23 protein-coding genes are annotated in these 21,282 nt (G+C 69.2%); 10 read left to right on the top strand and 13 right to left on the bottom strand.

Annotated features, from left to right (window positions below; translation table 11 throughout):
- The first annotated feature begins 28 nt into the window (after window positions 1–28).
- A complete protein-coding gene (locus APQ99_RS06735; RefSeq protein ID WP_081422757.1) occupies window positions 29–997 on the top strand; it encodes a lysylphosphatidylglycerol synthase domain-containing protein in 969 nt (322 codons plus the stop codon).
- On the opposite strand, the gene APQ99_RS06740 is transcribed toward APQ99_RS06735, so the two are convergent.
- The 4 genes from APQ99_RS06740 to proS form a co-directional block, all read right to left on the bottom strand.
- Window positions 990–2,048 carry an NAD(P)-dependent glycerol-1-phosphate dehydrogenase gene (locus APQ99_RS06740; RefSeq protein ID WP_010902254.1) on the bottom strand — a complete coding sequence of 353 codons (1,059 nt, stop codon included), beginning with the start codon at window positions 2,046–2,048 and terminating at the stop codon, window positions 990–992. The genes APQ99_RS06735 and APQ99_RS06740 overlap by 8 nt on opposite strands.
- Window positions 2,049–2,206: 158 nt before the next feature.
- Entirely contained in the window at window positions 2,207–3,196 is a 990-nt protein-coding gene (locus APQ99_RS06745) for an SDR family oxidoreductase (RefSeq protein ID WP_010902253.1), read from the bottom strand.
- 35 nt (window positions 3,197–3,231) lie between these two features.
- On the bottom strand, window positions 3,232–3,690 hold the full coding sequence (locus APQ99_RS06750) for a hypothetical protein (RefSeq protein WP_227970911.1): 459 nt from the start codon (window positions 3,688–3,690) through the stop codon (window positions 3,232–3,234).
- Between the two features lie 150 nt (window positions 3,691–3,840).
- Complete coding sequence (gene proS / locus APQ99_RS06755; RefSeq protein WP_136361090.1) at window positions 3,841–5,346, bottom strand: proline--tRNA ligase; 1,506 nt, start codon at window positions 5,344–5,346, stop codon at window positions 3,841–3,843.
- Between the two features lie 121 nt (window positions 5,347–5,467).
- Here proS and APQ99_RS12560 point away from each other — a divergent pair, with 121 nt between their 5' ends.
- The 3 genes from APQ99_RS12560 to APQ99_RS06765 all read left to right on the top strand — a co-directional run bounded on the left by APQ99_RS12560 (window position 5,468) and on the right by APQ99_RS06765 (window position 8,452).
- Window positions 5,468–5,620 carry a hypothetical protein gene (locus APQ99_RS12560; protein ID WP_010902250.1) on the top strand — a complete coding sequence of 51 codons (153 nt, stop codon included), beginning with the start codon at window positions 5,468–5,470 and terminating at the stop codon, window positions 5,618–5,620.
- Between the two features lie 317 nt (window positions 5,621–5,937).
- Window positions 5,938–7,863, top strand: a complete 1,926-nt coding sequence (locus APQ99_RS06760) for a beta-CASP ribonuclease aCPSF1 (protein WP_010902249.1) — start codon at window positions 5,938–5,940, stop codon at window positions 7,861–7,863.
- Between the two features lie 91 nt (window positions 7,864–7,954).
- Window positions 7,955–8,452: a DUF7332 family protein gene (locus APQ99_RS06765; protein ID WP_227970910.1), complete on the top strand. Its 498-nt coding sequence runs from the start codon at window positions 7,955–7,957 to the stop codon at window positions 8,450–8,452.
- 1 nt (window position 8,453) lies between these two features.
- On the opposite strand, the gene APQ99_RS06770 is transcribed toward APQ99_RS06765, so the two are convergent.
- Both APQ99_RS06770 and APQ99_RS06775 read right to left on the bottom strand, forming a co-directional pair.
- The gene (locus tag APQ99_RS06770; protein WP_010902247.1) at window positions 8,454–9,251 is read right to left on the bottom strand and encodes an endonuclease III domain-containing protein; all 798 of its coding nucleotides are present in this window, start codon (window positions 9,249–9,251) and stop codon (window positions 8,454–8,456) included.
- 57 nt (window positions 9,252–9,308) lie between these two features.
- The gene (locus APQ99_RS06775) at window positions 9,309–9,722 is read right to left on the bottom strand and encodes a DUF371 domain-containing protein (protein ID WP_010902246.1); all 414 of its coding nucleotides are present in this window, start codon (window positions 9,720–9,722) and stop codon (window positions 9,309–9,311) included.
- A gap of 260 nt (window positions 9,723–9,982) precedes the next feature.
- Here APQ99_RS06775 and APQ99_RS06780 point away from each other — a divergent pair, with 260 nt between their 5' ends.
- From APQ99_RS06780 to APQ99_RS06790, 3 genes are all read left to right on the top strand, one after another.
- On the top strand, window positions 9,983–10,885 hold the full coding sequence (locus tag APQ99_RS06780; RefSeq protein WP_010902245.1) for a coiled-coil protein: 903 nt from the start codon (window positions 9,983–9,985) through the stop codon (window positions 10,883–10,885).
- Window positions 10,886–10,958: 73 nt separating this feature from the next.
- Window positions 10,959–12,107, top strand: coding sequence for a DUF373 family protein (locus APQ99_RS06785; RefSeq protein ID WP_010902244.1), 1,149 nt, complete (start codon window positions 10,959–10,961; stop codon window positions 12,105–12,107).
- A gap of 46 nt (window positions 12,108–12,153) precedes the next feature.
- Window positions 12,154–12,876 (top strand): diphthine--ammonia ligase, encoded by a 723-nt coding sequence (locus APQ99_RS06790; RefSeq protein ID WP_010902243.1) that lies wholly within the window; start codon window positions 12,154–12,156, stop codon window positions 12,874–12,876.
- Here APQ99_RS06790 and APQ99_RS06795 read toward each other — a convergent pair whose 3' ends face one another.
- Window positions 12,877–13,866 carry a sugar phosphate nucleotidyltransferase gene (locus APQ99_RS06795; RefSeq protein WP_012289150.1) on the bottom strand — a complete coding sequence of 330 codons (990 nt, stop codon included), beginning with the start codon at window positions 13,864–13,866 and terminating at the stop codon, window positions 12,877–12,879.
- A gap of 58 nt (window positions 13,867–13,924) precedes the next feature.
- Between APQ99_RS06795 and APQ99_RS06800 the strand changes: the two genes are divergently transcribed.
- Window positions 13,925–14,215, top strand: coding sequence for a transcriptional regulator (locus APQ99_RS06800; protein ID WP_010902241.1), 291 nt, complete (start codon window positions 13,925–13,927; stop codon window positions 14,213–14,215).
- Here APQ99_RS06800 and APQ99_RS06805 read toward each other — a convergent pair.
- The 6 genes from APQ99_RS06805 to APQ99_RS06830 are packed head-to-tail and all read right to left on the bottom strand — an operon-like array spanning window position 14,212 to window position 18,809.
- On the bottom strand, window positions 14,212–14,682 hold the full coding sequence (locus APQ99_RS06805) for a Rieske (2Fe-2S) protein (RefSeq protein ID WP_010902240.1): 471 nt from the start codon (window positions 14,680–14,682) through the stop codon (window positions 14,212–14,214). The two genes, APQ99_RS06800 and APQ99_RS06805, sit on opposite strands and share 4 nt — an antisense overlap.
- A 45-nt stretch (window positions 14,683–14,727) precedes the next feature.
- A complete protein-coding gene (locus APQ99_RS06810; protein ID WP_010902239.1) occupies window positions 14,728–15,585 on the bottom strand; it encodes an aminotransferase class IV in 858 nt (285 codons plus the stop codon).
- A complete protein-coding gene (locus APQ99_RS06815; RefSeq protein WP_010902238.1) occupies window positions 15,570–16,145 on the bottom strand; it encodes an anthranilate synthase component II in 576 nt (191 codons plus the stop codon). Before APQ99_RS06815 ends, APQ99_RS06810 begins: the two co-directional genes overlap by 16 nt.
- On the bottom strand, window positions 16,142–17,608 hold the full coding sequence (pabB, locus tag APQ99_RS06820; protein WP_010902237.1) for an aminodeoxychorismate synthase, component I: 1,467 nt from the start codon (window positions 17,606–17,608) through the stop codon (window positions 16,142–16,144). Before pabB ends, APQ99_RS06815 begins: the two co-directional genes overlap by 4 nt.
- A 14-nt stretch (window positions 17,609–17,622) precedes the next feature.
- Entirely contained in the window at window positions 17,623–17,982 is a 360-nt protein-coding gene (locus tag APQ99_RS06825; RefSeq protein ID WP_012289149.1) for a helix-hairpin-helix domain-containing protein, read from the bottom strand.
- 26 nt (window positions 17,983–18,008) lie between these two features.
- Window positions 18,009–18,809, bottom strand: a complete 801-nt coding sequence (locus tag APQ99_RS06830; RefSeq protein ID WP_010902235.1) for a shikimate dehydrogenase — start codon at window positions 18,807–18,809, stop codon at window positions 18,009–18,011.
- A gap of 77 nt (window positions 18,810–18,886) precedes the next feature.
- Between APQ99_RS06830 and APQ99_RS06835 the strand changes: the two genes are divergently transcribed.
- Together APQ99_RS06835 and APQ99_RS06840 are read left to right on the top strand one after the other, a co-directional pair.
- Window positions 18,887–19,843, top strand: coding sequence for a calcium/sodium antiporter (locus tag APQ99_RS06835; protein ID WP_010902234.1), 957 nt, complete (start codon window positions 18,887–18,889; stop codon window positions 19,841–19,843).
- Window positions 19,844–19,903: 60 nt separating this feature from the next.
- Window positions 19,904–21,265, top strand: a complete 1,362-nt coding sequence (locus tag APQ99_RS06840) for a D-aminoacyl-tRNA deacylase (RefSeq protein ID WP_049892484.1) — start codon at window positions 19,904–19,906, stop codon at window positions 21,263–21,265.
- The last annotated feature ends 17 nt before the right edge of the window (window positions 21,266–21,282 follow it).

Below are 21,282 nucleotides of genomic sequence, written 5' to 3' on the forward strand. Positions count from 1 at the left end.
TTGGCGCCGCGCAGTCGCCAGGTTCGTGGTGGCTGGCAGTGCAGTCGCCGGGCTGCTGTACGCCGTCGGCTGGCGGCAGGTGGCCGCGGGCCTGGCGAGCGCCGAGCCGGCGGTCGTCGCGCTCGCCGTGCTGGCGTCGCTTGCGGGAACGGCCGTCAGCGCTGACGGGGTCCGGGTTGCGATGGGCGTGTCCCGGGTTGCTCCCGATCGGCGGCTGGCGTGCCGGGCCGCGGTCGGCGGCATGTTCGTGGGCGCTGTGCTGCCCGCCGGCGGCCTCGGGAAGGCTGCGTTCACTGCGTACGTGGTGGGGCGAAGCGACGCCGCCACCACGGCGCAGGCTGTCGGCGGCGTCACCGGCTGGGAGGTGGCGAAGATGGCTGCGTCGGCGACGGTGGCGGTGGCTGGGGTGGCCGGCGTGCTCGCGGCCGGCGGGGCCGTCGAAACCGCGGGACTGGTGGCCGCCGCGTTCGGCGGCGTGTGTGTGACTGGCGTGGCTGCGGGGGCGCTCGTGGTTCGGCGGCGACGCCTCGTGGTCGGCCTCGCGGTGTGGCTGCTGGCGGGCGTCGCGCGCGTGCTCCCTGGGCGCTGGGAGCCGCCCACGCGGGAGCGCGTCCGCGCCGGGCTGGACGCCGCCCTCGAAAGCGTCGGCGTGCTCGCGCGAACCCCACAGCGGCTCGCCGCCGTGACCGGGGCGGCGCACGCGGCGTGGCTGTGCAGCGCGCTGGCGCTGGTGTTGTGCCTCCACGCGGTGGGGTTGTGGGTGTCGCCGGCGGTGGCGCTGGTGGCGCTCCCGGTTGCGGGGTTCGCGCACGTCGTCCCCGTGCCGGGCGGTCTGGGTCCGGTTGACGCCGCGCTGGGCGGCGTCATCGCGGCACTCACCGGGCACGCGCTGGCGACGTTGGCGTCGGCGCTCGTGTTGTTCCGGGTGGCGACGTACGGCACGCGCGTGGTCGTCGGCGGGGTGGCACTGTGGCGGCTGCGCGCCGCGCTCAGATGACGCCCGTGCGGCTGGCGGCCTCGCGGGCGGCCACCTCGCTGATGCCGCCCCCGAGGATCGTGTATCGGTCCCGGATCTCGTGGGCGGAGGTGAGTGCCGCCAGTACCTCGTCGTCGGCGACGCCGAGCTCGTCGGCGGTCGTCGGCGCGTCCAGGCTCGCCAGCGCGTCCCGGACCGCCATCCACTGCCCCTCCTGGCCGGAGTGGAGGTACTCCGCGAGGATGGAGCCGACGCCCACCTGGTGGCCGTGGAGGGCTTTCCCGGGCGCGATGCGGTCGAGTTGGTGGCTGAACAGGTGCTCGCTGCCCGAGGCGGGCCGCGAGGAGTCCGCGATCGACATCGCAACGCCCGAGGACACCAGTGCCTTCACCACGACCCACGCCGACTCCTCGAGTTCGGGCTTGATGTTGGCGGCGTTGTCCACGAGCATCTCGGCGGTCATCTGGGAGAGCGCGCCGGCGTACTCGCTGTACGGGACGTGCTGGAGGCGGTTGGCCAGCCGCCAGTCTTTGACCGCGGTGTAGTTCGAAATGATGTCCGCACAGCCGGCCGTCGTCAACTCCCAGGGCGCGTCGGCGATGACGCCGGTGTCAGCGATGACCGCCAGCGGCGGGGCGGCCGACACCGAGTGGCGGGTGTCGCCCTCGGGGACCGACCCCCGACCGGAGACGATGCCGTCGTGGCTCGCCGCCGTCGGCACGCTCACGAACCCGACGTTCAGGTGGTCGCTGGCCAGCTTCGCGATGTCGATCGCTTTCCCACCGCCGACCCCCACGAGGTAGCCGGGGTCGACGGCCTCGGCCTCACCGAGCACCCGCTCGACGGAGTTAAACGTCGCCTCCTCGACGACCACGACGGCCGGGTCGTCGCCGACGGCTTCGAACTGCGCGACGACGTTCTCCGCGGCCACCGTCTTCGGCGTCGGACTCGTCACCACGAGTGGCCGCCCCGTCAGGTGGGTGTCGCGGACGACCTCCACCGCGTCGTCGAGCACGCCGTGCCCGACGACAACGTTCCGCGGGAGCCGGATCCACGTCGACTTCTCGAACATACCGGGACTCCCTCGGGGACGAGTAAAAACCTACTCGTCGGCGAGCCGGTCGCTCCCCGCGGCGGTCGTCGGGTTTCACGCAGAGGCCAGCGAGGTCGCCGTCGACGGGCGGCAAAAGCGCTCCGGCAGGTTCGTGACTGCGGCTCGTGTATCGGCCCTCAGACCGTGTCCAGCACGTCCAGCAGCCGGTCTTCCGTTTCGCGGTCGGGGCCGTTGTCGTCACCGGTGCGGCCGTGCTCGCGGTGGGCATCGACCGTGCGCTGCATCGCCTCGGCCGGCGGCGTCGACTCGTAGCCCAGCTCGGCGATCTTGGTGGTGTCGAGCACGTGGGGGGCGTCGCGGTACAGCGGGAACTCACCGGGGCCGAGGTCGACGATGGAGAGTTCGCGGGGACTCGTATACGAGCGCTCGACGCTCGTGTCGAGGGCGTCCGCGATCAGATCGAGCATGCCGTCGAGGGTGACGGCGTTGCGGTCGCCGACGTTGTACGCCTCGCCCGGCTCGCCGTCCTCGGCGACCAGCCGAAGGCCGCGAGCCACGTCCTCGACGTAGACGCGCTGCCAGAGGTTCGTGCCATCCCCGGGCACGACGATCTCGTCGCGTTCGGCGACCCGCTCAACCCAGTACGCGAGCCGTTCGGTGTAGTCGTGGGGGCCGTAGACGACCGGCGGGCGCACCGCCATCGCCGGCACCCCGCGGGCGGCGGCCTCGAAGACGATGCGGTCGCCGGCGGCCTTCCGCGCGCCGTAGGTCGCCGACGAGTCGTCGGTGGCTTCCTCGGCAGAACAGGACTCCAATCGGGTTTCGCCCTCGCGTTTGGGCACCTCTTCGGCGGCGTACGCCGCGCCGCTGGAGACGTAGACGTAGGCGTCGACGTCGCCGAAGATGTCGGTCGCGGACTCCACGTCACGGGGCTTGTACGCCACGCAGTCGAAGACGGCATCCGGATCGACCGTCCGCTTGGCGTCGAGGAGGGCGCGGCGCTCGGTGCGGTCGCCCTCGACGCGGGCGACGCGGTCGTCGTCGGCGAACGGGTTGTCGTGGGTCCCCCGGTTGAACGTCGTCACGTCGTAGTCGTGGGCCAGCAGCTCCGCGACGAGGTGGCGGCCGATGAACCGCGTGCCGCCGATCACAAGTGCCGTGTCCATACGCCGGGGGACGGCGCGGAACGCAAAAGTGGTGGCTATTCGACGGTGAACGGCGCGACCAGGGCGGTCTGCTCGTCGTCGACGTCGACGATGGTCGAGAACGCGTACCGCGACCCCGACGCCAGATCCAGCACGTCGCCGTAGACGGTGTCATCGCTGGTATCGGGGTCCGCGTCACCGACCCCGACCCGCCAGTGGATGCGGTCGCCCGCGGAGAGCGTCGTCCACGGCTGGATGACGGGGTCCTCTCTGACCGTCTTCCAGCCGCTGTCGGTCTCCCGGTAGACCGTCCAGTCGTGGGGGTTCAGTCCGATCTCGTCGGCGTCGTCGTTGCCCAGCGTGACGGGGACGACGCCGCCCCTGGAGACGGTGGTCTGGTCCTGGGTGAACGTGATCGGGTGGCCGTCGGACGCGCCGGCACACACCACGGTGTCGACGGCGTCGTTGTCGCTGTGCATGGTCGGACAGTCGTCGGTGTCGTCGGAGTCACTCACGCTGTCGGTTCGACCGAGACAGCCCGTTGTTGTAAGCACTGCGGCAGTCGCGAGGAATGCACGTCGCTTCATACATCGACCATCGTCCCACACGCAAGAAACGGTTACGAGGACTAAAACACCGATTGAACATACGGCGGCCTGGGGGAGTCAGTAGGACTTCGCGAAGTACGCCGTCCGCGTGGCCTCGTCGCCGCAGATCGCACAGTCTTCGCCGTCGTGGTCGGGCTCGGGCACGCGCTCACCCTCTAACTCGGAGGCCGCGCGCGCCGCGGAGTCCTCGCCCAGGGGCACCATCACGATCTCGGCGGCGATCTGGTCTTTGATCTCGGCCTCACAGTCCTGGTCGCCACACCACGGTGCCTTCACGTAGCCGCCGTGCTGGCCGATGGTGCCCAGGATGTCGGCGCGGTTGTCCGCCTCCCGGACGTTCTCCGCAAGGCGGTCGGCGGCCGCGTCGTAGAGCTTGTCGTAGACCTCGTCGAGGTGGTCGTGGACGCGGTCGGCGATGGCCGCCCGGTCCTCGACGGTGCTTTCCCCGTCGGGCCGGTGGACCACGGTGACCTCGTCGTCCTCGACCTCGTTCGGCCCGATCTCGAAGCGCACGGGCACGCCGTTGAGCTCCCACTCGTTGAACTTGAAGCCGGGGTTGCGGCCGTCGCGGTCGTCGAAGTGCACGCGCACGCCCTGTGCTTCGAGCTCCGCGGCGATCTCGGCGCCGTACTGTTCGACATCGTCTTTGGTGTCTTCCTGCCAGATGGGGACGATGACGACCTGCTTGGGCGCGACCGTCGGCGGCAACACCAGTCCCTGGTCGTCGCTGTGGCTCATGACGAGCGCGCCGATGGCGCGCCAGGACAACCCCCAGGAGGTGGTGTACGCGGTGCGTTCGGCCTCGTCCTCGTCGGCGAACGTGATGTCGAAGGCGTCGGCGAACGACTGCCCGAGGTGGTGGCTGGTGCCGCCCTGCACGGATTTCCCGTCGGGCATCAGCGCCTCGACGGACATGGTGGTGTCCGCGCCGGGGAACTTGTCGTGGTCGGGCTTGCGCCCGCGCAACACCGGGATGCCCAACACGTCCTCGTAGAGGCGGTGGTACTGGTCGAGGCGCAGCGTCGTCTCCGCCCACGCGGCTTCGTCGGTGGCGTGGGCGGTGTGGCCCTCCTGCCAGAGGAACTCCTTGGTGCGGAAGAACGGCTTGGTCTCCGTGGCCTCCCAGCGCACCACGGAGTTCCACTGGTTCACGCGCAGCGGGAGGTCGCGGTGCGAGCGCACCCACTGGGAGAGATACGGCGCGATGATCGATTCCGAGGTGGGACGGACCGCGAGGCGCTGGTCGAGGTCATCGTGGCCGCCCTGTGTCACCCACGCGACCTCGGGGTCGAATCCCTCCACGATGTCCTTCTCGCGTTCGAGGTAGTCCTTGGGGATGAACATCGGGAAGTAGGCGTTCTCGACGCCGGTGTCCTTGAACCAGCCGTCGAGGTTGTCCTGGATCGCTTCCCAGAGGGCGTAGCCGCGGGGCCGGGTAACGATGAACCCGCCCATCGGCGCGTAGTCCGCCAGCCCCGCCTTCTGGACGACCTCGGCGTACCAGTCGCCGGGGCTGTGTTCCTTGGACTCGGTGATGCCGAGTTCCTGATCGTCGTCGCTCATTGCTGGAACACTCGCCTGACGCGCTCTTAAATCCCGTGAAGCGTCTCCCGCCCGCCAACGTCCATGTGAACAATGCACATCCACCACGAAGACTAAGTAGTATGGTTACGTGCCACACAGTATGGGCGACACGAAACGTGGTCGCGAACGCACTGGCAAAAAGAAGCGCGAACAACTCCGCAAGCGCGACGTAGAGCGCTCCCTCCAGGCCACGAACGAGCCCACGGACCCGCCGGAGTTCCCGGACGGCGAACTCAGCCTCGGCGACCGCTGACCGTCCCCGAAACGGTCGACGGCGCTCCGCGAACGGTCACTTCATCCCACGCTGAGCGGCTGCGATCCGCCATGTCGGATCGCACACATAGTTTGCCAAGACTTTTATAACCTGACTGTCTACCAGGTTGCAAGCGGGTTCTTCCACATCGTTCCCGCGGCCCGGCCGACGGCCGGCCGGGAACAGCATCTCACTACTGCCAATGATACCGCTGTGGTTGCCACCGTGCCCCCTGGGCCCCGCGCACACCGGCCCACATCGTCGCAGGTCCGTTACGGACGGTGTCGCCACACTCGGGAACCCCGTGTTAACCGATTATGAGTACTGTAGACCGTCAACTTGAGGAGTTACAGGACGAAATCGTCAGCGAAATTCCGGCGGACATCTCGGTCACCGATGTCAAATACGAAGGCCCCGAGCTCGTCGTCTACACCCGGGACCCCAAACAGTTCGCACAGGACGGCGACCTCGTTCGCCGGCTGGCGTCCAAGCTCCGGAAGCGCATCACCGTGCGGCCGGACCCGGCGGTACTCTCCAGCCCGAAGCGCGCCCGCGACCGCGTCCTCGACGTGATCCCCGAGGAGGCCGGCGTCACGAACCTGGATTTCCACGAGGACACCGGCGAGGTGGTCATCGAAGCCGAGAAGCCCGGCATGGTGATCGGCCGCCACGGCTCCACGTTGCGGGAGATCACACAGGAAGCCGGGTGGACTCCGGAGGTCGTGCGCACGCCCCCGATCGAGTCCTCGACGGTCTCGAACGTCCGGAACTTCCTCAAACAGGAGCGCGACGAGCGCCGCGACATCCTCGAAACGGTCGGACGCCAGATCCACCGTGAGGAGATGCAGGACGACGAGTACGTGCGCGTGACGACCCTGGGGTGCTGTCGCGAGGTCGGGCGCGCCAGCTTCGTGCTTTCGACGCCGGAAACGCGGATTCTCGTCGACTGCGGGGACAAACCCGGCAGCGAGGACGAAGTCCCGTATCTGCAGGTCCAGGAGGCGCTGGCGGGCGGCGCGAACACGATCGACGCCGTGATTTTGACCCACGCCCACCTCGACCACTCGGCGTTCATTCCGCTGCTGTTCAAGTACGGCTACGACGGCCCGATCTACTGCACGGAGCCGACCCGGGACCTCATGGGTCTGTTGACCCTGGACTACTTGGACGTGGCCGCGAAGGAGGGGCGGGCACCGCCGTACGACTCCGAGATGGTGCGGGAAGCGATCAAGCACTGCATCCCCCTGGAGTACGGCGATGTCACTGACATCGCGCCGGACGTGAAACTCACGTTCCACAACGCCGGTCACATCCTCGGGTCGGCCGTCTCCCATTTCCACATCGGGGACGGCCTCTACAACGTCGCGTTCTCCGGGGACATTCACTACGACGACACCCGACTGTTCAACGGCGCTGTCAACGACTTCCCGCGCGTGGAGACGCTCGTGATGGAGTCCACGTACGGCGGCCGCAACGACTACCAGACCGACCAGGAGGACTCCGAGCGCAAACTCAAACGCGTCATCAACGAGACCTACGAGGACGGCGGCAAGGTCCTCATTCCGGCGTTCGCCGTCGGCCGGTCCCAGGAGATGATGCTCGTGCTCGAAGAGGCGATGCGGGAGGGCGAGATCCCCGAGATGCCCATCCACCTCGACGGCATGATCTGGGAGGCCACTGCCATCCACACCACCTACCCCGAGTACCTCCGGGACGACCTCCGGGATCGCATCTTCCACAGCGACTCCAATCCGTTCCTCGCGCCCCAGTTCAACCACATCGACGGCGGCGAGGAGGAACGGCAAGCGGTCGCCGACGACGACCAGTGTATCATCCTCTCGACGTCGGGGATGGTCTCCGGCGGCCCCATCATGTCGTGGCTCGAACACATCGCGCCGGACCCCGATTCGACGCTGACGTTCGTCGGCTACCAGGCCCAGGGCACGCTTGGCCGCCGCATTCAGTCCGGGCGGGACAAGATCCCGATGCCCGACTCTCGGAGCGGCGGCCGCACCGAGCACCTCCAACTCAACATGGGCGTCGAAACCGTCGACGGCTTCTCCGGACACGCCGACCGCCAGGGCCTCGAAGACTTCGTGCGCACGATGAACCCCCGGCCGGAGAAAGTGCTGTGCGTCCACGGCGACGAGTCCTCCACACAGGACCTCTCGTCGGCGCTGTACCACGAGTTCAACATGCGGACGTTCGCGCCGAAGAACCTCGAAACGTTCCGGTTCGTGTAGCCGGCCACAGCCGTGGCGGTGGTCGCGGTGACCTATCAACTGTGATCGGTGTTCCGACAGGTCTATTATCATACCACCGGTACGTGTTGGCGTGAATCGCCCGCCGCTTCGCGCGATCGGAATGGCCATCGTCGTGCTCGTCGCGTTCACCGGCGGTGGTGCCGCCCAGCAGGCGGGCAGCGGCCCGAAAGTCGACGGTGACGGCGGGTACCGGTTCGACGTCGGGGGTGACAGCCCCCACATCACGTTCTGGCTCCACCTCGATCTGTTGACGAACCTCGGTGGTGCCGGTGATCTCGGGTTCAGCGCGGTCGGAACCGCGCTCGACACCCGGGTCATCGTCATCGACCTCCAGTTGCAGTTCGACGGGATCGGGCCCCTGGAGGAGTTCCTCTCTGATCCGTTCTCGCGGTTCTCCGTGAGCGCGGAGTGGGAGCTCAACCTGCCGTTCCTCAGTGCCGGCCCGGCGTCGGACACGGAGTTCAGTTACGAGGGCAACGAAACGATCGCCAACAACACGTCCCTGGAGAACGCGACCATCGGCACCGACACGCTGGGGAACGTCACCCGCAACGCCACCCAGTCCTGAGTTAGTCGGCGTCGGCGGGGTCGACAACCGCGCCGGTGGCGGCGTCGACGCCGACGCGATCGCAGTGTTCGGCCAGCGGGCACGCCGCAGGATCGTCGAGGCAGGCGGGGTCGCGTGCCGTGCAGTACTCCCGGCCGAACTGGATCATTGCGGTGTGTCCGAACCCGCAGGCGGCGTCGGGAACCGCGGCTTCGAGCGCGGCGCGGACGGCCTCGTGGTCGGCGGCCGCGGGCGCGATCCCCATGCGCCGGGCGATCCGGTGGACGTGTGTGTCGACGGGGAACACGCCGGGAGCGCCGCCGGCGAACAGCAACACGCAGTCGGCGGTCTTCGGCCCCACGCCGGTCATGTCCAGGAGCGCCGCCCGGACGGCGTCGGGGTCGCCCTCGCGCACGAACGCGTCGAAGCCGTCCGCGCCGCCGTACTCCTCGCAGACGCGGTCGGCGATCCGGATGATCGTGGCCGACTTCTGGTTGTAGAGGCCCGCCATCGAGATCGTGTCCGCGAGCACGTCTTGGTCGGCATCGGCGAGCGCCGCCGCGAGGTCGTCGGCGGCCGCGCCGTAGCGCTGCATGAGCGCGTCGTGGGCGGGTTGGCTGGCTTTGTCGCTGGTGTTCTGGCTGAGAACCGTGCGCACCAGACACTCGAAGGCGGCCCGGCCGCCGTAGGTTTTCTGCCAGTACAGCTCCCCCAGGCGGTCGACCACGAGCGCTGCCTGCGTCGGGTCCGCGCCGGACGCGAACGTGGTCGGGCGGCTGTCGTCTCCACCGGCGATGTTCTCGGCTGGCTCATCAGCCATACCGAACGGTCGGGGCGAGCCACCCCTAAATCCCGGGTGTTCGGGGCGGCTGTCCCGTCAGTCGACGCGCAGCGTGGCGGTGAGCGGCGCGCCGTCGGCGAGCGCAGCGACCAGCTCGCGGTCGACGTCCGCGGCGGCCTTGTCGGCGTCCACGAAGACCGTGCGGTCGTCGACGTACGTGCTGGTGCGGCCGACCATGCTGCGGTCGTTGGTGAAGGTGAGGTCGGGGTGGCCCGAGCCCGTGATTTCGTCGCGGTGCTGGGGCGTATCGAGGACGAGCGTGATGGTGGCGGCGGCGTCCTGGCAGGCGGCGACGAACGCGTCGCTGAACGCCGCGGGCGAGCAGTCAGCGTCGATGCCGAGGATGCAGTCGCCGGCCGGCGTGAGGAAGTCGTCGGTGGTGAGTTCGAGCGTGCTGTCGTGGCGTGCGGTGACGTTGTCGTGGCCGGTGGCACTCACGGAGACATCCATACACCCGGGCAGCAGCCGAACGCACTTGTGGACGGCGTTCGGGGGCGGGGTCACGGACAGCAGGGGGGTGGCAGGCACGGGGGGCGGACACACGCAAACGTTAAGTGGTATCCCGGAGTACTACTTGTCACCTGAACGCTGCGAGCGTTCGTGTACAGCCCGAGAGAATGACAGGACGTTCTCCTTCCGACCGGAACGGACGACCTCTCGAGCGACTGCTATCGCGAGCGCGCCAGCGGAATGGCATCGAGGTTTGAACAATGGCTGAGGAAGAAACAACCATCGAGGTATCGACCGCCGACGAACTCATTACTGACGACGAACTCCAGAACAAATCCAAGGGCCAGCTCATCAAGAACGCCGGCCAGTTCCGCGACCGGCGCAACGAGCTGAATCAGCTCGCGAGCTCCCGGGCGTCGGAGCGCGACGACCTGAACGCCAAGACCCGAGAGAAGGTCGACGAAGCCCAAGAGCACCGCGAGAAGCGCGACGAGCTCAACGAGCGCGTCCAGGAGCACAAGGAGATCCGCAACGATCTGAACGCGGACGCCAACGAGCTGTTCGACGAGGTCGAGCAGCGCAAAGAGGACCTCGAGCTCGACGAGGGCAAGGACCTCGAACAGCTCAAAGAGGAGATCGAGGAGCTGGAGTTCAAGCAGCAGACCGAAGTCCTGTCCACCGAGGACGAGCGCGAACTCATCGAGAAGATCGAGGGGAAGCGCGAGGAGTACCAGGACCGCGAGGAGAAACTCGACCAGTCCGGCGACCTGGAAGGGCTCGTCGAGGAAGCCGAGTCGGTGCGAGCGGAAGCCTCCAAGCACCACGAGAAGGTGACGGAGCTCGCGGACAAGGCCCAAGAGCACCACAACCAGATGATCGAGGCCTATCGGGAGGCCGACGACATCCGGGACGAGGCCGACGAGATGCACGAGGACTTCGTCGAAGCCCAGGAAGCGGCCGACGCCCACCACGAGGCGTTCGTCGAGGTCCAGAAGCGACTGCGTGAACTCGACAAGCAGGAAGAAGAAGAGGAGAAGGACAAGCGCGCCCAAGAACAGGAGGAAGCCCGCGAGGAAGCCGAGGAGATCTACGAGCGGTTCAAGGAGGGCGAGACCCTCGACACCGAGGACCTCCGCAAGCTCCAGAAGTCCGGCCACCTGTAACGGGTTCGCGTGCCGTCGGCCGTGGCAGCCCCGCGAAGTTTTTGTGATGGGGACGTAACCGTCGAACCGAGAGATGCGTACGCTGGTGGTGTGCGTCGACCGGGCCGGTGATATTTCCCGACAGACCGGACTGCGGACGCCGATCGCCGGCTGGGAGGCCGTACAGTCGTTGGTCACGGATATGGGCGTTGCCGATCCGGAGGACGCGAGTGTCAACTGCCTCCTGGAGGCGTTGCGCGTGACGCGGGACTTGCGGGACGGCGCGGACGACGCCGTGGTGGCGGCGGTGTCGGCGACCGGGGACGGGGTGACCGCGGATCGGTCGGTCGCCCAACAGTTCGACAGCCTCGTGGACCGCCACGACCCGGACTCCTGTGTGGTCGTGGTCGACAGCGCGGCCGACGAGCGCGTCGTGCCGATCGTCGAAAGCCGCATTCAGGTCGACGCGGTCGATCGCGTGGTCGTGCGCCAGGCCCGGGACTTGGAGTCGACGTACTACCTCCTGAAGCAGTTCCTCGCCGACGAGGAACTGCGCCAGACCGTGCTGGTTCCGGTCGGGATCGTGTTGCTCGTGTTCCCCGGGTTGATGATGGTGACGGGCAGCCTCGCGGTTGCAGCGGCCAGCATCACCACCGTGATCGGGTTGTTCTTACTGTACAAGGGCCTGGGGGTCGACGAGTACGTGGCCGCGCTCCCCGGGCAGGCGCGGGACGCGTTGTACTCCGGGCGCGTGTCGATTGTGACGTACGTCGTCGCGGGCGGCCTCGGACTCGTGGGTGTGTTTGCGGGTGCGCTCGGGCTCACGAACCAGGCCGCAGGGCTGTCCCGGCTTGTGGCCGCGATGACGTTCACCTACTACAGCATTCCCTGGGTCACGTTGGGCGCGCTCACCGCCAGCGGCGGCCGGCTGTTCGACGAGTACATCCGCAACGACGACGTGCGCACGTCGTTCGTGAACCTGCCGTTCGGCGTGCTTGCGGTTGGTCTCGTGGTTCGCGGGTTCGCGGTGTACTTCATGGAGCGCGCCGGCATCGTGGCCCCGTTGACTGCCCCGAGCGCCGCGCTGGGCGCGCTCTCCGTGCGGGGGTTCCAGGTTTCCCCCGAGCAACGGCTCGCGGTGTTCGTCGTGTTGGGGGTGTTGGTGAGCGTTGCGGGGATTCGCGTTGCGACGTACGTCTCGGGCGTGACGATCCGCGACGTGGAGCGCTCCGCCGAGCAGTGACGCCGCGAAGAGCAAGTATATCGGGCTGGTGGGACAACGCGTCGGCATGACTGACGGACAATGGGTGGGCCTGTTCTCCGGGGGCAAAGACTCCTCGTGGGCGCTCTACCGGGCGCTTGAAGCCGGCTTGGACGTCGGCCGGCTGGTGACGGTGCATCCGGAGAGCGACTCGTACATGTACCACGTCCCGGCGACGCGGCTCGCGGAGCTCGCCGCCGAGAGCATCGGCATCCCAGTGGTGAACGTGACGCCGGACGCCTTCGAGACGGCGGACGTAGCCGACGCGGGCGCGCAGGGCGACACCGAGCTCGAACCGCTGGAGGACGCCGTGACCGACGTAGCCGATACCCTGGACGACGGGCTCGCGGGCGTGATCGCGGGGGCCGTCGAGAGTGACTTCCAGACCAGCCGCATGGAGGGAATGTGCGACCGGCTTGGGTGTGAGTTGTACGCACCCCTCTGGCAGCAGCCGCCCCGCGAGCTGGCCGATGCGATGCTCACAGCGGGGTTCGAGATCCGCATCATTCAGGTGGCGGCCTACGGGCTCGACAAATCGTGGCTGGGGCGACGCCTCGACCGTGACGCGCTGGCGGCGCTCGCCGCGCTCAACGACGAGTACGGCGTGCACATGCTCGGCGAGGGCGGCGAGTTCGAAACGCTGGTGACCGACGCCCCGCATATGGACCGCCCGATCAGACTCGATTACGAGACCGTGTGGGCGGGCGACCGCGGGCACATCGAGATCACCGAGGCGTGCCTCGGGCCGTAGCTAGCGGCCGTCCGCGTCGTGGCCGTTCTCGATGGTGGTGTGGGCGCCGATGAGCGCGCCCGAGAAGTCGATGGAGTCCAGGACGGTGTCCTCGTCGATGATGGAGTTACGGACGTCGCAGTCCCGGAGCGTGGCGTCGGGGAAGATGACGCTGTTGGAAACCGTGGAGTTGGTCAGCTCGGCGCCGGGCAACACGTGGACGTTCTCGCCGATGGTGGTGTTGGAGACGGTGGCGTCGTCGGCGACGATGCTGTCGCCGTCGAGTGTCCACGCGACGGCGTCGAGGTACGACTCCGGAGTGCCGATGTCGAACCAGGCGCCTTCGAACGTGAACGCGCGGACGGACTGGCGGTCCTGCAGCCACTCCACGAACCACCCGGGTTCGTCGGGGTTGCCGTCGGCGGCGAGGTACGTGTCGATGTCCTCGACGACCGATTCGGGGTAGGCGTAACACGCGATGGAGACCAGCGTGCTGTTGGGGTCGTCGGGCTTCTCCTGGAAGTTGATGACCTCGTCACCGTGCAGCTCGACCAACCCGTAGGACTGCGCGCGCTCGTAGCTGCCCACGTCGTAGGCGGCGATCGCGGGGTTGTCGGCGTCGTCCGCGGCGAAGAAGTCCACGAACGCGGAAACGTCGAAGGAGATGAGGTTGTCGCCGGCGATCACCACCAGGTCGTCGGTGATGGATTCGCGGTCGACGAGCTGTGCGAGCGCGCCCATCACGCCGAACTTCTCGTTCTCGTCGGTGGTGTCTTCGACGGACAGCTGCGGCTTCTCGAAGGAGCGCTCCGCGAGGTGGCTGCGGAACTCGTCGGCGAACCGCTCGTTGGTGGAGACGTAGACGGTGTCGATGCGGTCGTCGGATTCGAGATCCGCGAAGATGCGATCGATGACGGTGGAGTCGCCGACCGGCAGGAACATCTTCGGCCGGTCTTTCGTGATCGGCCAAAGCCGGGTCGCGTATCCGCCGGCGAGCACGACGGCTTTCATACCAACCAGGTCCACACGGTCCGGTAAGTCCTTTTTCATCCGGCGACACTGGCTACGTATGGACGACCGAACGACCCGAGAGCGCGTCCGGGCGGCGCTCCGCGAGCAGCCGGCAACGCCGAGCGAGGTCGCGGCGGCGTTCGAGGTGGCGCGCGGAACAGCCCTGACCCACGTGAGGCATATCGCCGAGAGCCTGGACAGCGCCGACGAGGAGTTGCTGGTGCGACCGCCGGCGTGCCGGGACTGTGGCTTCGAGGACTTCGACGACCCCGTGAACGTGCCGTCGCGGTGTCCGGAGTGCAAAAGCGAGTCGATCGCGGAGCCCGCGTTCGTCGTGGAGTCGGCTTAGAACCCGATGCGGGAGCCCGGGGACGTGGACAGGTCCGCGGGGTCGCCGGGGTCGACGCCCTGCATGACAAACTCGTAGTCCGGATCGGTCAACGAGACGGTGCCGTCCTGGACGGTCACGTCGACGGCGGTGAGTGTCGCCCCCTCACACGGGCCGTGTGTGCAGACGCCGGAAGTGGGGTCGAAGGTGGCTGCGTGTTTCCGGCAGACCAGCTCGCCGTCGCGGACCGCGCCCGACCCGGAGTCGAGTGTGACGTCCGTCCAGTGCATGCAGTAGTTCAGCCAGCCCGTGATCGAGCCGTCGGACAGCGCCACGAGGATCGCCTCCTGTTCGTCGCCGCTGTCGCGGTCCCGGACGGTGAACCGGAAGCTGTCGCCGGCCTGGAGGTCCGTCACGGACGCGATCTGTGCGCCGTCGCCGGGGGCCGGCTCAGCGGCGTCCCCACCGTCGGTGTCGCCGTCAACCATTACCAGTGCGTATTGGCGCGGGCTGCTTGAACGCACTGGTGGCCCCTAGTAGTGGCGGCGTTCGATCTCGGCGTTGTACGCGCTGGCGAGGGCGGCCCCGATCCGGCACGTGTCGTACGTGGCGTCGTCGACACGCGCGATGGGGCGCACCTCCCAGGTGGTGTTCGTGAGGAACGCCTCGTCGGCGTCGTAGAGCCGAGACGGCGTGTACGCGCCCGTGTGCACCGTGAGCCCGTGCTCGGCGGCGAGTTCGGCGACCGCCCACCGCGTGATCCCGGGCAACACGTCGAGATCGCCGCTGGGCGTGTAGAGGGTGCCGTCGGCGACGAAAAAGAGGTTGCTCGCAGCGCCCTCCGTGAGGTGGCCGTCGGGCGTGACGAACAGCGCTTCGTCGGCGTCGGCGGCGATGTCGCGGCGGGCGAGCACGCCGGGCAGGTAGTTGTGGGTTTTCGCGGTGCTGGGGATGGTGGTGTCGCGGTGTTGGGTGACCGTCGTGGTTTCGACGGTGGCGGGCATCGACCAGACCGGGTCGCCGTCGACGCCGCCGCGGGGGAGCGCGTCGACCACCACGACGACGGTCGGATCGGTCGTGTCCCGCGGGGTGAGCCGGCCGTCCTGGACGCCCCGGGTGATCGACAGCCGGACGTAGGCGTCCGCGAGGTCGTTGGCGGCGAGCGTCTCGTGGACGCGCCCCCGCAGCGCCGCCTCCGAGAGGCCGTGGTCGATGCCCAGCGAGTCACAGGTGGCCTGCAGGCGGCGGTAGTGGGCGGTCCAGGCGAACGTCTGGCCGCCGTACGCGCGCATGGTTTCGAACGCTGCGTCGCCGTACTGGAAGCCGCGGTCGCGGACGCTGACGGTTGCGTCGGCGGCGTCCACGAGCGCGCCGTTTACGTGGTATCGCATAGGGAGAGGAAGTTGGTGATGAGTTCGGAGCCGACCGGTGTGAGGATGCTTTCGGGGTGGAACTGTACGCCGACGTGTGGCGCGTCCCGGTGTCGGACCCCCATGAGGACGCCGTCGGTCGTGCGGGCAGTCGGCACCACCGCATCGGGCAGCCCCGATTCCGGGACGGACAGCGAGTGGTACCGGCCGGTGTCGAACGTGTCCGGGAGCCCGGCGAAGACGCCCGTTCCGTCGTGGCGGACCGTCGAGGGTTTGCCGTGGACGACCCGTGGGGCGGCCGTGACCGTGGCACCCGCGGCGGCACACAGCGCCTGGTGGCCCAGGCACACGCCGAGCGTCGGGTACGACAACTCACGGAACACGGGGACGGTGACGCCCGCGTCGGCGGGCGTGCCGGGGCCGGGGGAGACGACGATCCCGTCCGGGTCGAGGTCGCGGACGGCGGCGGTGTCGATGGCGTCGTTCCGCCGAACGACCACGTCGTCGGCGGCCGCGCCGACGTACTGCACGAGGTTGTACACGAACGAGTCGTAGTTGTCGACGACGAGGATGCGGGTCACGAGTTGTCGGGCGTCGTGTCGGCGACGCGCCCGATGCCGCCGGCGTCCCCCAGCGCGGTGACGAGCGCGCGGGCTTTCGCGAGGGTTTCGTCGTATTCGGCTGCGGGCGTGGAGTCGTGGACGATGCCGGCGCCGACGCGCAGGTGGTAGGTGGCGGCGCGTCTGACGAGCGTTCGGATGGTGATGCTGAGCGTGGCGTCACCGTCGAACCCGATGGCGGCGAGGCTGCCCGTGTAGGGACCGCGGCGGGTGGCTTCGACGGTGTCGATGAGCGCCATTGTACGGGGCTTGGGCGCGCCGGTAATAGTTCCGCCGGGAAAGACCGCGGCGATCGCGTCACGGAGCGAACACGAGTCGCGGAGCCGGCCCGTGACTTCGCTGACGAGGTGCAACACCTCGCTGTACGCGTCCACGCGCCGGTAGTCGGGGACCGCCACGGAGCCGTACTCGCTGACCTTCCCGAGGTCGTTGCGCTCCAGATCGACCAGCATCGCGTGCTCGGCGCGCTCCTTGTCGTCGGCGCGGAGCGCCGCCCGGGCGGCGTCGTCCTCGGCGGGGGTGGCCCCGCGGGGGCGTGTGCCCGCAATCGGCTCGGTGGTGAGCTCGCGGCCGCGCCGCGCGAGCAGCAGCTCCGGGCTGGCCGACACCAGATCGACGCCCGGGAACTCGACGATCCCCGAGTAGGGCGCGGGGTTGGTGTCCCGGAGCGCCTCGAACACCGCCACCGGGTGGACGGCCGCCGGGGCGTCGAGGCGGTGGCTGACGTTCGCCTGGAAGGTGTCGCCGTCCCGGATGGCGTCCTGGATGCGACGGACCCGCGACTCGAACGCCGCGCGGCCGGCGACGCTCTCGAACGGCGCGGGGGAGTCGGCGGGTGGCGGGCCGACCGCGGGGTCGCCGTCCCGGATGGCTGCCGCAAGCGACTGCACGCGGTCGCGGCCGGCCTCGAACGCGCCGTCGGGGGTGTACTCGTCGACCGGGACGGCGGCGATCAGGCGGAGGTCGTCCCCAGGCGTGAACGGCTCGCGCCACGCCGCGATCGTGGGGTAGACGCCGAGTTGGAGGCGGGGCAGCCCGCGCGCGTCGGTGGTGGTGTCAGGGATCGCTTCGAGTTCGCGGGCGATGTCGTAGCTGAGCCAGCCGAACAGGCCGCCGGGGTGTGGGACGTCGCAGCCGACCCGAGCGAGGCGCGCGCCGACGGCGGCCTGGACGGTGTCGAGCGCGCCCGCGCCGTCGGCCCGCAGCATCGACGCCGGATCGACGCCGAAGTAGCCCCAGCCGTCGCTGCCGCCGGTGGTCTCGTAGTGGAACGACGGGGCGTCGCCGCGGGCGCGCCGGTACGCCGCGAACGGGTCGGTGACCGGCAGGCGCGCCTCGACTACGGCACGCGTCGGTGCTGTGGCGTCGCCGGCGGCGTCGCGGAACGCCGCGGGGTCGGTCGCAAGCGCCGCCGAGTCAGGCATGCGGTGTCGCCACGTTACTGGTCGCCGACGCGGTCGCGCCAGCGCCGGATGCGTTTCGGGGAGAGATCCGTCGCCGCCGCGATGTCGTCGGTGTCGGCGGCGGCCAGCTCCTGTGGTGTCGTGACGCCGGCGTCCGCGAGGCGGCTGGCGTACGCCGGCCCGATGCCCGTGATGTCGGTGAGATCGCCGGCGGCCGGCTCGGCGTCCGCGGGCTGGCTGTCGTCGGTGGCCTGGGGCGTCGACTCCGCACCTTTGACGGCGCGCTCGGTGGTGGCGTCGGGCTCGTGCTCGACAGTGATGTCGACGCCACTGCCTGGCGGATGGTCGTTGTCAGCAGCCCCGAACAACGACTTGAGTTTCGAGAGCAGACCCATTGGTCGCATATATACCCCCGGCGGACTTAAAGCCGTGCACGGAGGGCGGCGCGCATCGCCGCCACGGGGGCGTCCAGGCCGGTCCAGCGCTCGAACGCCTCGGCACCCTGATAGAGCAGCATCCACGCGCCGTCGATCGTGGTTGCGCCGGCGGCCGCGGCGTCCCGCAGCAGCCGCGTCTCAACCGGCGAGTACACGGCGTCCAGGACGGCGAGATCGTCGTGGAGGGCGTCGGCGGACACCGGCGACGTGTCCGGGTCGTCCATCCCCACCGTGGTGGCGTGGACCAGGACCGTCGCGTCGGCGAGGCTCCGCGGCAGGTCACCGAGGCCGACGGCCGTGCCACCCACGTCGGCGGCGAGTTCGTCGGCGGCCGCCCGTGTTCGGTTGGCGATCCGAACGGTCGCCCCGGCGTCGGCGAGCGCGAACGCGGCGGCGCGGCCGGCACCACCCGCGCCGACGACCACAGCCTGCGCGCCCGACAGCGACACGTCGTGGTGGGCGAACGCGCGCTTCACGCCCGCAACGTCGGTGTTGTATCCACGGGGCGCGGCCCCGGAGAAGTCGATGGTGTTGACGGCGCCCACCCGGGCGGCCATCGAGTCGGTCGCCACCGCCGACGCGGCCGACTGCTTGAACGGCGCGGTGACGTTCAACCCCGCCACGCCGAGCGCGCCAGCCCCTCGGATGGCGGCCGCGGCGTCGTCCGGTGCCGGCTCGAAGGTCACGTACCGGGCGTCGAGCCCGCACTCGTCGTAGGCGGCCGCGTGCAGCGGCGGCGACAGCGAATGCCCGACCGGGTTCCCGATCAGTCCGTAGACGTCCATGCGCCGGCTCGTCGCGCCAGCAGCATAACTGGTCGCACACCGAACCGTTTTTTACTCGCTGCCTGGTTTCGATCCGTATGGCCGACTCGCTGCTCGTCAACGGGGGCATCCTCGTTGCCGGCATCCTCCTGTTGTACGTGGGGGCGGAGTTGCTGGTGTCCGCCGCCTCCGCGCTCGCGCTCTCCCACGGCATCAAGGCCGCAACCGTCGGCGTCACCGTCGTGGCGTTCGCGACGACCGCGCCGGAGCTGTTCGTCAGCACGGTCGGCGGCATCACCGCCGGCGACAGCATCGCGCTGGGCAACATCGTGGGGTCGAACATCGCGAACATCGGGCTCGTGTTGGGAACGGCGGCGCTGCTCCGGCCCATGGACGTCGACAAGACGCTGCTGTACCACCACGGGCCGTTCATGCTTGCGGCCGCGCTGGCGCTCGTCGGGCTGTCCCTAGACGGGACGCTTGGCGCCCTCGACGGCGTCGCGTTGCTCGCGCTGTTGGCGGTGTTCACGGCGTACATATACCGCCACGCCCAGCAGGACGACGACGACGTGTCGCTGCCCGACGACGTGGACATGGACGACGACGCGACCGCCACCGCCCGCGACTACGTGGTGCTCGTGGGTGCGATCCTGCTGTTGCTCGGTGGCTCCCGCGCGCTCATCACCGGCGGGCGGGGCGTCCTCATGGAGTTCGGGTTCAGCGACCTGTTCATCGGGCTGACGGTCATCGCGTTCGGCACGTCGGTCCCGGAGCTCGCCACGTCGGTCGTGAGCGCGCTGCGCGACGAGGCGGATTTCTCCATCGGGAACGTGGTCGGGTCGAACATCTACAACGTGCTCGCGGTGATCGGGATCGTTGCGATCCTGGTGCCGATCACCGTCACGAAGGGCACGCTGGCCTTCGAGTTGCCGGTGATGCTCGGGTTCACCGTGTTGGCGCTGGGGATGATGGCGGTCGGCGACCGCATCACTCGCGTCGAGGGTGCGGTGTTGATCGGGTCCTACGGCGGGTTCGTCTACTTCCTGGTGCCGTAAGTGCCGGCGGCATGAGCGGCAACCGGGAGGCGTTTTACCGGGGCTGTCGAAGGCGTGTGCGTGATCGGAATCGTTGTGAGTCGCGCCGACGGGGCGTCCACACACATCTGGGCGCAGCTGCGTGAGATCGAGGACTTCGAGCGCATCGGCCCGGACGCGTACCGCGCCGACGGGATCGAAGTTCGGGTGTTCGAGGAGCTCCACACCACCATCGACGACGCCGCCGACGCCTTCGAGGCGGCGGTCGACATGGTCGTGGTGGTGTCCCGGCACAGCGGCGACACCGGCCCGCTGTTGTCCGCACACTACACGGGGAACTTCGGAGCGGCGGAGTACGGCGGCGCGGACCGGTCGGTCGCCCCGGCGTGCCCGAACGCCCACCACGCCGTCGTTGACTCGCTGCGGTCGTACGCACCCCCGGAGTACGACGTGGCCATGGAATGCACCCACCACGGCCCGACGAGCGTCGGCGCACCGTCGATGTTCGTGGAGCTGGGGAGTTCGCCCGCCGAGTGGCAGGACGACGCGGGGGCGCGTGCGGTCGCACGCGCGGTGCGTGACCTGCGGGGCGTCCCCCCGCATGGCGACCGCGCGGTGGTGGTGTTCGGCGGCGGCCATTACACCCCGCGGGCGACACGGATCCTGGCGGACACCGACTGGCCGGTGGGCCACGTGGCCGCCGATTGGAGCCTCACCGAGCTCGGGCGTCCGAACGCCCACCGCGGGGTCGTCGACGCGATGTTCACTGCCAGCGGTGCGGCGCACGCGCTGGTGGAGGGGGACCGCCCGGAGCTCACGGAGACGATCAGGGACCTCGGGTATACGGTCGTCTCGGAGACGTGGGTGCGGGAGACCGACGGCGTCCCGCTGTCGCGTGTGGCTGCCCTGGAAGAGTCGCTGACGACCGTCGACGACGGGCTGCGCTTCGGCGAGCCGGCGGCCACGCACACCGGCGGCTATCTCGTCGTGGAGCTGCCGGACGCCGTGCTCGACGCCGCCCACGCCGTCGACACCGCGGCGACGGTTGCGGCCGGCCGCAGTCACGCACTCGCCGTCACAACGGTGAACGCAGGGCGCCGCCTGGCCGGATCAGCGGCGTTCCCCGATGCAGACGCCTACGAGGCGTTTGTCGACGACGTGGCGGCGGTGCTCAACGCCGAGTACGCGTCGGTGTCGCGGGCGGACGGCGAGCTGACCGCCACCCGGGAGGTGTTCGATCCGGAGGCCGCGGCGGCCCTCGGTGTGCCCGAAGGCCCGGCGTTCGGGCGGCTCGCAGGCGGGGAGGCGATCGAGCACGACGGGCGGACCATCGCGCCGGCAGCGGTCACCAGCACCGAAACCGTGCGCGCCGACGTTGCCCTCCACGAGCGGCCGCGAGAGCGCGTGCGACGCCCGTCCGACGATGAGGGGAAAGGTAATTAAGCCTCACACGCTACCCG

Origin of the sequence: Halobacterium salinarum DSM 3754, assembly GCF_008124605.1 — an archaeon.
GTDB lineage: Archaea > Halobacteriota > Halobacteria > Halobacteriales > Halobacteriaceae > Halobacterium > Halobacterium salinarum.